At 41.9% G+C, this 16,154-nt stretch carries 13 protein-coding genes and 1 pseudogene; 5 read left to right on the forward strand and 9 right to left on the reverse strand.

Annotated elements, in window-relative coordinates; all coding sequences use genetic code 11:
• Positions 1-20 precede the first annotated feature (20 nt).
• The 4 genes from gltX to proB form a co-directional block, all read right to left on the reverse strand.
• Complete coding sequence (gene gltX, locus N475_RS07735) at positions 21-1,508, reverse strand: glutamate--tRNA ligase (RefSeq protein WP_063358658.1); 1,488 nt, start codon at positions 1,506-1,508, stop codon at positions 21-23.
• 91 nt (positions 1,509-1,599) lie between these two features.
• Positions 1,600-1,965, reverse strand: coding sequence for a glutaredoxin family protein (locus tag N475_RS07740; protein ID WP_063358657.1), 366 nt, complete (start codon positions 1,963-1,965; stop codon positions 1,600-1,602).
• Between the two features lie 115 nt (positions 1,966-2,080).
• Positions 2,081-3,034, reverse strand: a complete 954-nt coding sequence (locus N475_RS07745; protein WP_081232396.1) for a GGDEF domain-containing protein — start codon at positions 3,032-3,034, stop codon at positions 2,081-2,083.
• Positions 3,035-3,082: 48 nt separating this feature from the next.
• On the reverse strand, positions 3,083-4,201 hold the full coding sequence (proB, locus tag N475_RS07750; protein ID WP_063358655.1) for a glutamate 5-kinase: 1,119 nt from the start codon (positions 4,199-4,201) through the stop codon (positions 3,083-3,085).
• 216 nt (positions 4,202-4,417) lie between these two features.
• Here proB and N475_RS07755 point away from each other — a divergent pair, with 216 nt between their 5' ends.
• Together N475_RS07755 and N475_RS07760 are read left to right on the forward strand one after the other, a co-directional pair.
• On the forward strand, positions 4,418-4,627 hold the full coding sequence (locus tag N475_RS07755; protein WP_063358654.1) for a hypothetical protein: 210 nt from the start codon (positions 4,418-4,420) through the stop codon (positions 4,625-4,627).
• A gap of 123 nt (positions 4,628-4,750) precedes the next feature.
• The gene (locus tag N475_RS07760) at positions 4,751-6,394 is read left to right on the forward strand and encodes an amidohydrolase (RefSeq protein ID WP_063358653.1); all 1,644 of its coding nucleotides are present in this window, start codon (positions 4,751-4,753) and stop codon (positions 6,392-6,394) included.
• On the opposite strand, the gene N475_RS07765 is transcribed toward N475_RS07760, so the two are convergent.
• Positions 6,391-6,609, reverse strand: coding sequence for a YgjV family protein (locus N475_RS07765; RefSeq protein ID WP_063358652.1), 219 nt, complete (start codon positions 6,607-6,609; stop codon positions 6,391-6,393). The genes N475_RS07760 and N475_RS07765 overlap by 4 nt on opposite strands.
• Positions 6,610-6,903: 294 nt before the next feature.
• On the opposite strand from N475_RS07765, the gene N475_RS07770 reads away from it, so the two are divergent.
• The 3 genes and pseudogenes from N475_RS07770 to N475_RS26275 form a co-directional block, all read left to right on the forward strand.
• Positions 6,904-7,560: a Crp/Fnr family transcriptional regulator gene (locus N475_RS07770; protein WP_063358651.1), complete on the forward strand. Its 657-nt coding sequence runs from the start codon at positions 6,904-6,906 to the stop codon at positions 7,558-7,560.
• Between the two features lie 236 nt (positions 7,561-7,796).
• Positions 7,797-9,428, forward strand: coding sequence for a hypothetical protein (locus tag N475_RS07775; RefSeq protein ID WP_063358650.1), 1,632 nt, complete (start codon positions 7,797-7,799; stop codon positions 9,426-9,428).
• A gap of 440 nt (positions 9,429-9,868) precedes the next feature.
• Positions 9,869-9,958 (forward strand): annotated as a pseudogene (locus N475_RS26275) (hypothetical protein); the annotation flags it as partial.
• A 300-nt stretch (positions 9,959-10,258) separates the two neighbouring features.
• Here the strand turns inward: N475_RS26275 and N475_RS07780 are convergent.
• From N475_RS07780 to N475_RS07795, 4 genes are all read right to left on the reverse strand, one after another.
• Positions 10,259-12,376, reverse strand: a complete 2,118-nt coding sequence (locus N475_RS07780; RefSeq protein WP_063355477.1) for a YjbH domain-containing protein — start codon at positions 12,374-12,376, stop codon at positions 10,259-10,261.
• A gap of 211 nt (positions 12,377-12,587) precedes the next feature.
• The gene (locus N475_RS07785) at positions 12,588-14,537 is read right to left on the reverse strand and encodes a polysaccharide biosynthesis protein (RefSeq protein WP_063355478.1); all 1,950 of its coding nucleotides are present in this window, start codon (positions 14,535-14,537) and stop codon (positions 12,588-12,590) included.
• A 122-nt stretch (positions 14,538-14,659) separates the two neighbouring features.
• Positions 14,660-15,208: a sugar transferase gene (locus N475_RS07790; protein ID WP_063355479.1), complete on the reverse strand. Its 549-nt coding sequence runs from the start codon at positions 15,206-15,208 to the stop codon at positions 14,660-14,662.
• Between the two features lie 9 nt (positions 15,209-15,217).
• Positions 15,218-16,153 carry a UDP-glucose 4-epimerase family protein gene (locus N475_RS07795; protein WP_063355480.1) on the reverse strand — a complete coding sequence of 312 codons (936 nt, stop codon included), beginning with the start codon at positions 16,151-16,153 and terminating at the stop codon, positions 15,218-15,220.
• Position 16,154: the final 1 nt, after the last annotated feature.

Here is a 16,154-nt window from a genome sequence, read left to right on the forward strand (position 1 = left end):
CATGGATTGAGCCGTTAAAATTAGCCAATCGTCGGGTATTCGCGATAAGCTTTTTCTAGCTTTTTAGCTTGTTTTTTCGAAACACCAACATGATTAAGCGCCACTCTTAGGCGTGCTCTTGAAAGATCTGAACCGAGCACTTCCATCGCATCCACAACTGATGTTGAAGATGTTTTACCAGTGATAGCAACAAAGATTGGTTCTAAAAACTCTTTAATCTTTAATTCGTGGAAAGTCGCTACACTTTTTGCAATGGCAAAAATCTCAGACTTATTCCAGCTACGCAGTTTTTCCAACTCCCAAATAAAGAACTGTAATGCCTGTGTGATCACAGCATCATCCGCTTTGCCAGCAGTTAAAAGCGCAGGATCGTAACTTGGAATACCACCAACAAAATGACCTGCCAGATCGACTAAATCAGAAAGTGTATTTATACGCGTTTTTGCTTCAGGTAAAACACGCGATAATGTTTGCGTATTAAATTTCCAGTCTACAAAGCGTTGGATCAGCTCTTCGTCAGTTAAGTTCTCTCGGATCCAAAGACCATTCAACCAGCTTAGTTTATCAACATCAAATACAGGTCCACCAAGTGAAACACGTTTCATATCGAAGTGCTCTATCATCTCCGCTAACGTGAACTTTTCACGCTCATCTGGCATTGACCAACCCATACGGCCTAAGTAATTTAATACTGCTTCTGGTAAAAAGCCCATCTCTTTATAGTAGTTGATTGAGGTTGGGTTTTTACGCTTAGAAAGTTTAGATTTATCTGGGTTACGTAGTAACGGTAAGTGACCCAGTACAGGCGCTTCCCAACCAAGATCTTCATATAACTTTAGTAGTTTTGGTGCTGAGTTGATCCATTCTTCACCACGGAATATATGGCTGATCTGCATGTGGTGATCATCGACAACATTGGCCATGAAGTAGGTTGGAAAACCATCTGCTTTTAACAGCACTTGCATGTCGACATTTTCCCAAGGAATTTCAATTTCACCACGCAAATAGTCGTTAAATTTGAATGAACCTTCTTCTGGGATCATCATGCGGATCACGTACGGCTTACCTGCATCTAAGTTTGCCTGTACTTCTTCAGCCGTCAAACGTAGTCCACGGCCATCATACTTAGGGCGTAAACCTTCAGCCATTTGCTCTTCACGCATTTGATCGAGCTCTTCGGCAGTTGCAAAACAATAAAAAGCTTTGCCCTGTTCTACTAACTGATGAGCGAACTTTTGATACAACTCTGTTCGCTCTGACTGACGGTAAGGACCAAATTCGCCACCTACATCGGGACCATGATCCCAATTAAGACCTAACCAACGCAAACTATCCATGATCGCTTGCTCAGATTCAGCCGTACTTCTTACCTGATCGGTGTCTTCAATACGCAATACAAATTCACCGCCTTGCTGCTTAGCGAAACAGTAGTTAAACAGTGCAATATAAGCGGTACCTAAATGCGGATCACCCGTTGGTGACGGTGCAACACGTGTACGGATCGTCATGTTATTTCTCTTAAATTTTTCTAAAGTATTTTCGCTTCAATGCTAGCATAGGCTTGCATAGTGACAAACTACTAGCATCAATAGGCGCTTGTTAAGCCGACTGCTCTAAGCGCTGTAGGTAATTTACAATATCACTTGATTCATATAACCAAGTCACGTTGCCTTGCTCTTCGATTCTCAGGCACGGAACTTTTACTTTGCCACCGTGTTCAAGAAGCTCCTGACGATGCATTTGGTTGCCTTTCGCATCGCGAGTTTCCAATTTAAGACCTTCCCGTTTAGCAGCGCGTCTTACTTTCACACAAAATGGACAAGCCTTAAATTGATAGAGCTTTAGGTTTTGTGTTAATACATCAAGCTGCTGTTGCGCTTCGGCCGTACGCTTCTTACTGCGTGGGGTAAAAATAAAATCAAAAAGCAGGATTAGTCGACCAAGTAACCATCGGATCAATTTCATCTGTATTCTCCCAGTCAAAATTGGCGCTAGGATATCACAAACCTGTGCAACTTACGCACAAAAGATGTGGTTAAGAATTGATTTCTGATTATCAATTAGGACGGACGCATTGCCCTTAGAATAATTCGATGTCAGTCTCTGCTTTGGCTTGCCCAGCAATCCCTAATTCATCAAAGTCAACAACCCGATTGCGTCCATGTTTCTTCGCATGATAAAGCGCAAGATCCGCCTCATGTACTAACTCAGACACCTGACAAATATCGTCTAAAAGCGTGAATCCAATACTAATGGTCAAATGGTTTACTTGAGGGAAAACATAATTCGCAACTACAGCGCGAACTCGATCTAGAAGGCGCAAAGTTTCATTACTATCATGACTTTGGAATAACACAGCAAACTCCTCTCCCCCATAGCGAAAAACAAAATCCTCAGCACGAAAGTTATCTTTCAATTGTTGAGCAACCAATAACAACACCTCATCTCCAATTACATGACCATAGTTGTCATTCACGACTTTAAAATGGTCTATATCGAACAATGCAAGATACCAATGCCTAACGCCTTGTTGTTCGCGCTCAGCGATAAACCCTTCGCCAGTTGTGATCTCAATCACTTTGTCATCAAACGTCTGCCGGTTCAGTAACTGTGTCAGTGGATCTATTCGACTCAAAGCTAACGTATTAAGCTGGTTGTAGAAAACGTTGATTAAATGACCCACCAAGTAACAACGCGACATTGGTATTTTTTCGCCGATCCATAACAACCCCATTACTGCTTTGTTTTTCCTCAACACAATGCAGTAATGATTATCTCCATGCAGGATCTGTTGACTTTTAAGCGTTTCAGCTCTTGCCATTAGATAGTTAATATCAGGTGGGTTTGCAGCAGACGACAAGGACAGTAGTTTAAGTGATTCTTTCTCAGATAAACTGGGTGCCAAATACATCGCGGTGGGTACGTCCGGCAATAGCTCGCATAATATATGCTCAATGCGTTTATACAGATCGTTTTCACTACGCATTTGCAATAAACTAATCGAGAACTCATGTCCGCATGGCGATATATCCACACTTTGGCCTCCCAGTATTGTTACACTGTAAAGCTTAGCCCCTCTATACTAGGTTGCAACGTTATCCAACAGAACCAAGTCATCGCGATGTATCACCACATTGGCACCTTGATATCCCAAAGCCTCATTAATCTGCGCACTGTGCAAGCCTTTAATGCTTTGCATCTCTTTGTGATCAAACGCAATCAACCCTCGGGCAATCACGCGCCCTTTAAGATCTTTTAATTCGATCAAGTCACCTCGGCTAAACTGACCGCTCACATCCGTGACTCCCTTTGCAAGCAAGCTTGCGCCTTTTGTTGAAACAGCTACAACAGCGCCTTGATCACAAATAATTGCACCGCTACAACGTGGGCCTGATAGCAGCCACTTTTTGCGACCATCCAGTGGCGCGTCAAAGCGGATAACCTTTGTGCTTTTGAGTATATCGTTTTGGATATTTAATATCACATTGGGTTCTGCTCCTTTGGCAATGACAGTTTCAATACCAGCTCGTTGAGCAATTTGTGCTGCCTGTAATTTTGTCGCCATGCCACCGGTGCCTAAAGAAGTGCCTGATCCTCCAGCTAATGCAATGATCTCTTCATCGATTTCATCGACACGTTCAATCAATCGTGCATCAGGATTATTTCGAGGGTCCGCAGTAAACAATCCTGATTGATCCGTTAATAGTAATAGGCGATCTGCGTTGGCAAGAATCGCCACCAGCGCCGACAAGTTATCATTGTCACCTACTTTGATCTCAGATGTTGCCACCGCATCATTTTCATTGACGATAGGCACTACATTATGCGCCAAAAGTTGATCTAAAGTATCACGCGCATTGAGATAACGACTTCTGTCTTCAACATCTGCACGCGTTAACAATAGCTGAGCAACAGGGATATCAAACAAAGAAAATAAACTCTGCCAAAGGTGAATGAGCTGCCCCTGACCTATCGCGGCAAGCATTTGCTTCTCGGCTACCGAGTTGCCCACTTCGTTATCCAGTGCTGCGCGACCAGCAGCAACGGCACCACTGGAGACTAACACAACATGCCACCCTAAATTTTTGAGCTCGACACATTGGCGCGCCAAATCTACCAGTCGAGGTTTGTTGAGATATAAACTGCCTGCCGTCAACACACTGGTGCCAAGCTTTACTACTATGACTTTACGTTTAGTCATTAAAAACACCTACATTCAAATCGTGACTATTTTTATATCACGCCGATTGGCAATTGAATACTTTCCAAGCAAGGTGAAGTAATTTTATTCACGTAAAAATGCGTTGTTCACCTTAAACAGAGGTGGGCGTGCTAGAATTCAAGTACTTTGCTCGTATGATCGGCATCAAATCGCTGAGCTATATTACATGGCATACTTAGACTCGGAGGTGAAATTATGAAAAAGCCAAATAACAAAAAGGAATTAATCATGTTGCCATTGCTGATCATCAGTATCGCAATGTGCATTGGCGGACATTTTATTTTGCAACCCAGTTATCAAGATAACCATTGGGCCGAATATAGCTTAGCAGCACTCCCATTCTTAATGTTCGCTGTTGTTATCATCGCTATTAAACTGGCTATTAAAGCCGACAAAGAAGAATGAATTGCGCCAATACGAGAGTTGCAACAGGGCAGATACGTGAGTAATAATTATTTCAATTCTTGTTCTTGAAGAAAAATAATGTATCTATAACCCACTCTATAACAATTAAAAATAAGGCACAGCGTGAAACAGTTACTCTTACTTTGGCTATTGACCGCCAGTCATTGGTGCTACGCACAATTTACCATTATACACAATGTAAATGGCTATACACCGACACGAGCCGGCACGATTCAGCACTTTTCAACGATCGTCATCAAAGATGGTAAAGTAGTTAAAACAGGTGATGAAAGCACCCTAAAACAGTACCCTCAGACTAGCCCAATCGATGGTAAAGGATTGACTATGCTGCCGGGTCTGATTGATGCGCATGGGCATGTTATTGGTCTGGGGCACAACCTTTCACAACTTGACTTACGAAATAGTAAATCAGTGGCCGACGTAGGCAAAAAACTCCAAAACTATGCTCAAAAAAATCCAAGTGGTTGGATCCTTGGCCGTGGCTGGGATCAAACAAAGTGGACACCGAGCTCTTTTCCCACTGCTCGCGATTTAGATAAATACGTTTCAAATCGTCCAGTTGTTTTAACGAGAGTAGATGGCCACGCCATATGGGCAAACTCAAAAGCGATGGAACTTGCTGGTATTAAGCACACCCATACCTCACCAGCTGGCGGCGAAATAATTAGGCTTGAAAATGGCCAACCAAGTGGCATTTTTATAGACAAAGCTGAGCTATTAATTACAAAGCATATTGCTTCACCATCTGCGGGCCAAATCAACAAAGCATTGGATATGGCCGGCAAGCACTTACTGAGTCTCGGTATAACCTCCGTTCATGATGCGGGTATTGATTTTGCGACATGGCAGCTTTACCAACAACGTGCAAAACACCAAACACTACCACTGCGTATTTATGCCATGCTGAGTGCATCCGATTCAAATTTAGATACCATGTTAAAAGCAGGCATCTACAAAGAGCAAAAAGACTACCTCTCAATTAGAAGCGTAAAAATTTATGCAGATGGAGCACTAGGCAGTAGAGGGGCAGCATTGATAGGTGACTATAAAGATCGACCTGGATACCAAGGGTTGATGCTTGAACAGCAATCTAGCTTGGAGGCACTGATAACAAAAAGTGTAAAGCACGGCTTCAGCGCACATACTCACGCAATTGGCGATCGTGCCAACCGTATTGTTTTAGATAGTTACCAAAATGTGTTCAAACAAGCAGGCGGCAAGCTGCTCAGAAATAGAATTGAGCATGCCCAATTGGTAAACCTTGAAGATATTCCTAGATTCAAAGCATTAAAAATTATTCCCTCTATGCAACCTGTGCATGCTACCTCGGATATGCATATGGCTGAAAAGCGTTTAGCGCAATCTCAATTGCAAGGTGCTTATGCATGGCAAACATTTCTCAAACAAGGCGTAAAAGTCGCGGCAGGTTCAGACTTTCCGGTTGAGCTAGCCAACCCCTTTGATGGGCTTTATGCAGCCATTACACGCACAGATAAAATGGCAAACCCAGAGGGAGGGTGGAGACCAGCGGAACGACTAACAAAACAGCAAGCACTGCAGGCGTTTACGTTAGACGCAGCCTATGCGGCTTTTCAAGAGTTTAAACTTGGCAGTTTAGAGCACGGTAAATGGGCTGACTTTATATTGGTTGATCAAGACTATTTTAAATCAGATGTCCATGCACTTTTAAAAACGCAGGTAGAACAAACTTGGATTGCGGGAGAGCGCAAATACATGCGCCCTTAATCTTTGCCTTTGAGTAGCTTAATCAAGTGATAAATATTGACCAGCGCGAGAAGACCGTTGGTCAATACTACAGGCCAAGCACTGATCATTGCGCCGTATATTGTAAAACAAATACAACCGGCCAAGTTAAACCAACGCAATTTAGTTACATTGGTCATCATCAGTGAAACAACTAAGAATACAGATGCAAGATAACCTAAATACTCCCAAGTCATTTGTTCTCTCCTCTTAGTTGGGTTAGCATTAAAAAAACGGCTACAAAAACCGAATAAAGATCCTATCTAGAGATCTTTAAGAGTGTGCTGTAAGCAGGATCTACTCACCAGTCAAACAACCGATTGCGTTAGATCTTAGTTCACAGAACCATAATTGATAAGATACTTATCGCGTTAAGGAATCAATGCGACCAAAACTCACAAAGAAGTAACGCGCATAGCACTTGAATAACGTCGTTCATGCTATCTTTATAATAATTTAATAAATAGGACAATTGTCCGAGAGCCAACCAGATGTTCCAATATCACTTTTCAACCACTTTGGTAGAGCAACTATTAAGTTTTGCAGGTAATAGCTTTCAACACCGCAAAAAAGAAATTTTGATCCATCAAGATGAACCACTGAGTAAACTCATTTTGGTAAGAAGTGGGACTGTATCTTTTAGTTATGATGTCGGTAACGGCAGGCGCTTACTCCTCGGTCAACTTGACTGCAATAATACGCTTATCGGTGAGATAGAAGCTCTTAACAACCAACCCTGTATTTACACCGTTAGTTGCTTAAGTGATGTGCAGTACAACCTTATTGAACTGAAACATTGGCGACAGTTGCTATTAGAGCAACCCGAGTTGAGCTTATACACAGCCCAAACAATTGCAGCCAAGTTTACTGAGAATCAAAAAATCAACTTGGACAAACTGCTATTACCGCTGAGTTATAACATTGCTAAAGACTGTCTTTTAAGAGCTGAGAATAGCCATCCAACATTGCTGCGTGCCTACTCAACGGTTAGTGCTGAAGCTGAGCGATTTGCAACCACAGAAAGAGCCTACAGAAGAGTGGTTAGCGAACTTGTAGAAAAAGGTTTAATTGAAAGAACAAGCTCGGGTCTAAAGCCTATAAATCTGGCGCTTTTGAGCGACTTTGTTGATAGTTTTTCGCAAATTTAATGACAGCAATATTATTGTTTTTTTAACATTTTAAAGTTCAGATCCCAATTTGAGATCAATGTGTTATTATTAAAAGTGAATTTTTGGATAAAGTTAGAACAGTTCACTTGACGAACATTTAATGTACGCTTATCCTCTAATCACTAATTTGCGTGCAGGGCAAGGCTGTCTTACATCTGCAATTGATTAGTTTAAAACTCTCAGTTTACTTGTATTTAAAGGAAAAGGTAAAAATCATGGGAAATAAAAATTTCAAGCTGACTAAACTTGCCCTAGCGTTGGGTGTAACTGTAAGTTTAGCTGGCTGTTTTAGCGACAATGACAACGATGTAACTGTAACTCCGCCAGATCCGGATCCGGGCACAATTACAGTCCCTTCACCAGATACCCCTGAAGCTCTTTCATCATACGTTTCTGTAACTGTAACTGACAGTGCAACAGGCAACGTAGTTGATAACGCTACTATCACGTTCTTTGAAAGCGGTGCAGCTTCAACTAACGTAACAGATTTAGACGGTGCAGATATCACATCTCAAACGTCTGCTGACGGTGCATTCGCATTCAAGACTAAAGATGGCGTTACATCTTTAACTTTAGCGGTTTCTGCTGCTGAGTACCTTGAAGGTTCTGCTGTTGTAGACCTAAGCGGCGACGACAATGCAGTAAATGTTGCTGTTAACCTAGTTAGCAAAGCTAACCTAGCTGTAGCATCACAAGCTGACCTAGCAACTGCAGATGGTAAGCTAGCTGCTGCTCTTTCTGTTGAAGCAAATTCAGATAAAGGTGGCGCAAAGCTTGATATCCCAACAACCGTAACTCTACAAGATGCTGACGGTAACGCTATTTCTGGCACAGTTTCTGTTGAAGTAGCAACGGCTGATTTAACTGCTGAAGCAGGCAAAGCAAGCGCGGCAAGCATTATTCCAGCTGGCCTGAACGCTGGTAACACTACAAATGTACTAGTGCCTGCTGGTATCGTTACTGTAAACATCTCAGCGGGTGACACTGCTGTTAAAACGCTTTCTGAAGCAGTTACACTAACGACTAACTTCCCAGAGACGTACACGAAAGCTGATGGTAACGGCCTAGCTCAAAATGACGCTTTTGACGTATACGCATACGACGAAACAAAAGCTTCTTGGAGCAAACTAGACTCACAAGCAGTTGTTGCTGCAAAGTCTGGTACGGTTTTCCCAGCAAGCTTTGAAACAACTCACTTCTCAAGCTTCGTACCGGTTGAAACGGTAACAGGTTGTTCTGAAGAAATATCTTTCGCGTTCACTGGTGATGCAGTTCCTGCTTCTGGTCTGAACATGAAGATTACTTCTAGCGCTATTGATAAGACTAAGATTGTAAACAGTGCATCTGGCGTACTATACGCTCAAGGCACTGCAGGTGCTGCAGGCATTACATCATCAGCAACGGTTAACGTTCAAGTATCAGACGCAAACGGCAACGTTTGGGGCAACGCAAGCAATGTATCTCTGTGTAATAGCAGTGCAACAGCAGCTGACATCGCAATTGAACTTGATGCGCCTGTAACTTATGTAGACCAAGACTTCAGCCTAACATACACGTGTAGTAACACTGACCAGCCTAACAACCAACTAGCATTCACTGGTGCATTGGTTCGTTATAACCAAGAAGGTAAAGCACCTCTAATCGCGGCTGAGACAGATGGTACTTACGCTCTAACTGGTCTTGTTTCTGGTGCAACGTATGAAGTATCAGTAATTCCAGTAGGAGTAGATGTTGGTGATGCATCACTAACTGTACCTACATTCACTGCTGCGGCAGGTGAAGCAGTATCGTTCAATGTTGGACGTAGTAACTGTCAAACTAGCACAGTGACTGGTAGCGGTAGCTAATAATTAAGTAAACTGAACATAAAAGCTGCGATTTATCGCAGCTTTTTTTTATCCTTTAATTTGTCTCTGCTTTATACAAGCAAAAGCTTTGATAATTTAAGCTCCTAATACCACCCTCTCCCCTTTCCTAGCTGCATAAAAATGTTTACGAGTGCCCAAGCTAGCAATTGACTCAGCACAAGCCTCACAGCCATTCTGGGTTGTTAGAATAGAGTGCGTAATTGCACAGTAGAGAAAGCCGAAGCAAACTTAGGTGGATAATGATCCAAAATTTACGTCGAGTGCTTTAGAAAATTGCTCTTTTGAAAAGTGCATAAACTCGAGCGTGTTAAGCCCGAAGGACTGTACCCTGCCAGTTGTTGAGCGATTTATTCGCCGCTATCGAAAAGAAGTATTGGGTTTATATCTTTTGAGTCACATCACCAGGTTCGCGACAATGCACAGATGAATGGTTAGATATTTATAATTATGAACCGCCTCACGATGCACTAGGAGATCAAACTCCAATGGGCTATCTTGAGGCAGCATAATTCTACTAATGAGCTGTACTAAAATCAGGGCAGTTACAATCAGGTTCGCGACAATGCAATGAGTGGTTAGATACTTATCATTATTAACTGCCCTTGATGCATCTAGAGAGCAAATTCCAATGGGCTACTACCTCGAGACAAGTAAGCTTAACTTTACTAACTGAGGCGGTTACAAGAGCGCTAACTCTTTTTCTCTATTTTCGCATTATTAAGGGTTGAATGGCGTTTACAAAAAACCTCAGGTCGGCTCGCAAATATTACAATTAAGCCGAGCTGAGGGGGTTGTGCTTTGAAAGATTCTTACTTATAGGTTAGGTAAGCATCTCTTAATCTCTGCAAGTTATTGTATACGTATTCAACCGATGTACGTCCTTGGTTAAGGAATGTTCTGTCTAAAGATATTGAAGTCTGAGGAGTATAACCTTGCTGGTACACTAAGTAATTGTTGGAATCACCAATCTTTGTTCCAACCTGATGTCTCCATGCATGGTTACCTTTAATTTGTCCAAACTTAGTAACATTCATGCTCTTTCGCTTAGACAACGGGATGCTAATTGCGACACCCGCCATTTGAGTATTTGTCTCTTCTCCATACAGCGCGACATAGCTATCGCCGAACCAGAACCTTGTTTCGACTCTAACTCCACTGTCTTTTCTCCAAAACTTACCACCAGTTACATGGAACGTGATATCTTTTTCAGCCCAATTGTACTGATAACCAAACGTGTGGTAATCCCTATCTGAGTCATAATCTTTGTAATCAAAAAATCCATATGTATTGGTCAACTGATGATTACCGTCTGGACTAACCCAAGCCGTCTCGTTGATAAAGCCAGTATATTTATGGTGTTCTCTAAAATAACCAATCTTAGTTTGGTTATAAATTCCCCAAGGTAACTGGAACGTCTGATAGAAAAAGGCATTGTTGACACCATCATCTTCAGAGCGACCATCAAACGCTCCAAAATCTTCGAAGTCAGAGCTTTCAGAAACGACACTTTGCGCCGAAATATTAAAACCGCCACCTTGCCAAAGCGGTACTGTTAAATCAGCTCTGATAGCCAGAGAGTAATCGAATACACCTAACTCAGTCGCATGTGTTGAGCTTAATTCAGGACTTAGAGTCACCCTAGGTTTAAAGTAAGGGGTGTTTGAACTTTCCAAACCAACCCAAGATACCCCACCAATGCTACGCATTGAACCTAACTTCACTTGTATTGCTGGGCTTTGGTTGTGTTTGATAAAGCCCTCATAGCTTTGTACGTCACCTGATAGCGACAACATTGGCAGTCCATGATTCTTCAACTGCAATACAAACTCTGCATTCGTACCAGAAAATAGTTCAGATATACGCCCAGCAACTAGCCCCAGAGCATCCAGTTCATTGCGATTAAACACTGAGTTTTCAAATGATACGAGCACCACTGGCTGCTGATTAAAGCCCACTCTAACAGACTCAAACCCATCTGCTATCAGTACATTTCTTAGCTTTCTAGAAAGCTTGTTCAAATCTGCCCTTGAGACTTTTTCCGTTTGGTTTGGCTCTTCGCTCTCAACGGCCACCTTGGCCTTTTCAGCAGCTATTACCTTTTCTGCTTTAGGCTTGCTTCTATTGGTGACTATAACTGGGGCTGGCGCAGCTTCTACATGGCTAACTCGCGATTGATGTTCGTCTGAAAATGGCGCTTTAAAGTTCACCCCCCAATACACATCATCTTCCGCAGAGTAATCAGTATTGCTATAGAAGCGACTAGTTAAAGTCAACTCACCAAGATCATACAACCACTCTTTCGGGATCGTAATACGCGCAGCTGCATTCACGGCTTCTGCATCATATTCGACCTGTAGGGCAAACCAATCGAGTGGAAACCACTCTACGCCACCAAATGCGCCATTCATCATACCTGTTGTATGATCACTGTTTGCTAAGCCAGCTGAAAAACGGAAGTCTTTCCACTCTTTAGAGGCGACCGCAAAGTTCATTCTATATTGATTTGCTGCGCCGCCAATATCTTTACTCCCAATACTTAAGCTAAACCACTCCTTAGGTATCATTGGGATTCTGTACTTGGCATTAAATGACAGATCTCTGACTTGCTCTCTCTCAGTGTGTGAATTTCTGTCAAATAAACTGTCTTGCATACTATTTGAGGCTATTAACCCGCTTACTTCAAAGCCTTCAAATAAACCAGCCGAAAATACTAAATTATGTCCATCGAGGTATTCTTCACCTCTATAATCAAGCATGTTGTTGTAACCAAAGTCCCAAGTGCCTGACTTTAAAACTTCTGAGTTGGTCGTATTTATCAACCCTGTAAAGCCAGTAAAGGAGCGAAATGTTTCAAGATTTTCTTCTGAAAAGCTAGGAGCAGAAACTACGGTTAAACCAGATATAAACAGGGGAATAAATTTAGACATGTTCCATGGGTCCAGAGGTTATTGTTTATTATTAAGTAATTGATTTTAATATCTCGATTAGCAACAATCAGGTTCAGTCGAACGTATTTGATGTTACTAGAAATTGTTCTTTCTTTTAAGCTTTAAACATAAATGGGTTGGTAAACATGTATCAACCCATTATTGAATTTAATGGTCGTATTAGAGACACAACCAGCAATTGTACTAGGTGCTACTTAAAACTGACCACATTGCGCTCATCAAAGCTCACCTGCGCTTTCTTAGCGTTCCACACCAAATCACAAATACCATCCGTAGGATTAAACCCAGTGGGAGCATCTAACAGCAATTGACGTATTTTTTCATGCTCAAAGTTATGACACGCAATATCCAGTGCTTCTAAAAACACATTCAATTCAGCCAGTGGTAGCATTACTTCTGTCGCAGTCATAATACGCTGGTGACTTGTTTGCTCAACATTTTCACCAATTAGTAACTCTTCATACAGCTTTTCACCGGGGCGTAAACCTGTACATAATATTTCGATATCGCCATGTGGGTTGGACTCACTTTTCACCTCTAAGCCAGACAAATGCACCATTTTAGTTGCCAAGTCTTTAATCTTTACAGACTCACCCATATCCAACACAAATACATCTCCACCCTTGCCCATCGCGCCGGCTTGAATAACAAGCTGTGCTGCTTCAGGGATCGTCATAAAGAACCTTGTGATATCAGGGTGAGTAAGTGTGATCGGCCCACCTTCTTTAATCTGTCTGCGAAACAGTGGGACAACAGAGCCCGATGAACCAAGCACATTACCAAATCTAACCATGCAAAAGCGTGTTTTGTGCTTCCCATTTTCTTTGCCTTGTGCCAGCCCCTGTAAGCAAAGTTCAGCCATACGCTTGGTAGTCCCCATAACATTTGTAGGGCGTACCGCTTTGTCTGTACTCACCAAAACAAAGGTTTCAACCTTGGCATTAATGGCCGCTTTTGCTGAGTAATAAGTACCAAATACGTTGTTTCTAACTCCTTCAACAACATTGTGCTCAACGAGTGGAACATGTTTATAAGCAGCCGCGTGATAAACGGTTTGAACGCCAAACGCAATCATACATGTTTCTAAGCGATTAATGTGCTGTACTGAGCCCATGATCGGAATTAGCTCAATATCCAAGCCTTGCGATTTGATTGTTTCGTTTAGTTCTTTTTCAATTGAGTAAAGTGCGAACTCGGTTAATTCAAACAAAACTAACTTACTCGGCGATTGCTTGATGATTTGGCGGCATAATTCAGAGCCAATAGAACCACCAGCACCAGTAACCATAACTGACTTGTTTTTGATGTTGGCATTTAATAGGTCTTGTTTTGGCGCCACTGGATCTCTACCAAGTAGGTCTTCAATTTCTACATCTTTAATTTCATCAAGAGTTGCTCGGCCTTCAACGACATCAACCATACCTGGTATCGTCATCACCTCTAGAGGTAAGTTTTCTAGCTGAGCTAAGATTTCTTTTCGGCGAGCTCGATTTTCGCTTGGCATGGCCAGCAATATTTTTTTGACTTTTTTACGTTCTATTAAGCTAAAAATACCGTCGAATGCAATGACTGGAATACCCTGAAGTATTGCACCTTGTTTTGATTTGTCGTCGTCAATGAACGCACTGACATAATACTCATCACCAGCGCCAATAGCCGGAGCAAGCTGTCTACCAGCAGACCCTGCGCCATAGATTACAACAGGTGTTTTATTGACCGTGGCCAACCTTCCCACCATAGCTCTCACCATTATTCTTGAGCCACCTACCGCCAAAATAAGTAGCCAAGCGTAAATGACAGGCATCGTACGAGGGACATCCACATTAGTGAAAAAGGAAGCCAAGACCAGTACTACCGTACTGATCAACGTGCCAATAACTATTGCACCAACGGCATGTGCGCCTACATACCTAAGTACGGCTCGATACAAACCCAAATTCACAAATGCGAATAAACTGCATGGCAGTACGATAGAAAGCAGTAGCCAGTTTCCAATCTCAAACAATGGTTCGATGCTATCAAGACGTACTATTAGCGATAACCAAAAGGCACTTACTATAAAAAGTGTATCAATAATTAGAGTAAGAAATCGTTTCTTAGAGCGGGGAGCTCTTAAAACAGAATTGAACAAACTATCCATTGTAAATCCTTGAGATTATGCACATCTTATTAGCGATGATGTTATTTAAAAATAATACACAATAAAGCGCAAACTGTCATTCTACAGCTTCAATTAAGCAGTTAACTTAACTGCTTAAAGTTCTATTTAACGCGGTCACCGCTGCCCTTGCCTGATACAGTCATAACAATATACTTAAAGTAATTTGCCAAATTAAGGTTATCTAGCATTTGTCGGTCTGTTTTTGCTAGTAGCTCTGGCGTAGACATGTCGATTTCATTTACTTGAGATAAGCCGGTAATACCAGGTCTCACGTCATAAATGCGTTTCTCATCTCTTGCTTTTGTTAACTCTTCTTGATTAAAAAGACCAGGGCGAGGTCCTACCAAGCTCATCTCACCTTTAAGGACATTCCATAATTGCGGCAATTCATCGAGCTTGGTTTTACGTAAAAAACCACCAAATGGTGTGATTGATGAGGTACTCGCCAAATGACTTGCTACTGATGCTGTATCCACTTTCATTGTTCTGAATTTTACAAGTGTAAACGGCTTTTTGTTACGACCAACCCTTTCTTGCATAAAAATAGGAGAGCCAGTGTCAAACAGGCCAATAATATATAAAAGTACCAAAAACGGCATTGCGAACAGCAAACCGAAAAGGGCGAAAAGAAAATCAAGTATGCGGATCATGTTTATTTCCTATTTTTTCTGCTTACAAGCTAGTCGAAAGCCATGTTCAATCGAGTGAGGCGGGCGCCAATCTAAGGTGTTTTTTGTATGTGAAATATCTACCTGTAAAGATCCTATTAAGCGATCCACTATATCCTCTTTCGCAAGTGCCTTTCCCAATATTTTAAAACACCATTGAGGTACAGGTATAGATAAATTTGGCTTACCTTGAACTTTCGCCATCATTGCAACCATCTCTGCAGTTGAGACATCGTCATCATCACTGATTAAGAAGGTTTGATTTGCTGCATTTGGGTGCTCTAGACACACCGTTATCAAATCTACTAAGTTGTACACAGATACTAAGCTACGTTTGTTTCTGTTGATGGCTCTAAACGGCAAAGGCAAGCCTTTACCAACTAAATTCAACAAAGCGGCAAAGTTAGCTTTGACGCCTTCTCCATAAACTAACGGAGGACGAATTATCACAATTTCCAAGCCAGTTTCTTTGCCCAAAGCTATAAGCTGCTCTTCAGCTTCTGCTTTAGAAACACCATATGGGTCTTCCGGTTGTGGCGTATCATGTGCTTCAAAAGCCTGCTTATCTGTGGTGCTTTCGCCATTTACTTTGATAGAGCTAACAAACACAAACCGTTTAACACCCGCTTGTGCCGCTTGTCTCGCTAAGTTCAAAGTACCCGCCGTGTTCACCACTCTAAACTCCTCTAGTGGATCAGTGGCTTGCTCTTTCATAACATGCACACGAGCAGCAATATGCACCACAACCTCAACTTGTGAAAGCACAGATGAATAATCAGAACTTGGGTCGATGCTTGCTTGTAAATACTTATTGCATTTTACAGGCTCTGAACGCCCAAGCAAATTCACATCTTCGAGATTTTCGAATGTATTTAATAAATGACGACCAACAAACCCTGAATACCCAGTAACTAAAACTTTGCCCATA

It is taken from the genome of Pseudoalteromonas luteoviolacea DSM 6061 (assembly GCF_001625655.1).
Classification (GTDB): Bacteria; Pseudomonadota; Gammaproteobacteria; order Enterobacterales; family Alteromonadaceae; genus Pseudoalteromonas; species Pseudoalteromonas luteoviolacea.

What these genes read in the sequence shown, in the direction of transcription:
- N475_RS07780 (WP_063355477.1), bottom strand. Translation starts at nt 12,376, where the DNA reads ATGTCTAAATTTATTCCCCTGTTTATATCTGGTTTAACCGTAGTTTCT.
- N475_RS07755 (WP_063358654.1), top strand. Translation starts at nt 4,418, where the DNA reads ATGAAAAAGCCAAATAACAAAAAGGAATTAATCATGTTGCCATTGCTG.
- N475_RS07770 (WP_063358651.1), top strand. Translation starts at nt 6,904, where the DNA reads ATGTTCCAATATCACTTTTCAACCACTTTGGTAGAGCAACTATTAAGT.
- proB (WP_063358655.1), bottom strand. Translation starts at nt 4,201, where the DNA reads ATGACTAAACGTAAAGTCATAGTAGTAAAGCTTGGCACCAGTGTGTTG.
- gltX (WP_063358658.1), bottom strand. Translation starts at nt 1,508, where the DNA reads ATGACGATCCGTACACGTGTTGCACCGTCACCAACGGGTGATCCGCAT.
- N475_RS07790 (WP_063355479.1), bottom strand. Translation starts at nt 15,208, where the DNA reads ATGATCCGCATACTTGATTTTCTTTTCGCCCTTTTCGGTTTGCTGTTC.
- N475_RS07785 (WP_063355478.1), bottom strand. Translation starts at nt 14,537, where the DNA reads ATGGATAGTTTGTTCAATTCTGTTTTAAGAGCTCCCCGCTCTAAGAAA.
- N475_RS07765 (WP_063358652.1), bottom strand. Translation starts at nt 6,609, where the DNA reads ATGACTTGGGAGTATTTAGGTTATCTTGCATCTGTATTCTTAGTTGTT.
- N475_RS07740 (WP_063358657.1), bottom strand. Translation starts at nt 1,965, where the DNA reads ATGAAATTGATCCGATGGTTACTTGGTCGACTAATCCTGCTTTTTGAT.
- N475_RS07795 (WP_063355480.1), bottom strand. Translation starts at nt 16,153, where the DNA reads ATGGGCAAAGTTTTAGTTACTGGGTATTCAGGGTTTGTTGGTCGTCAT.
- N475_RS07775 (WP_063358650.1), top strand. Translation starts at nt 7,797, where the DNA reads ATGGGAAATAAAAATTTCAAGCTGACTAAACTTGCCCTAGCGTTGGGT.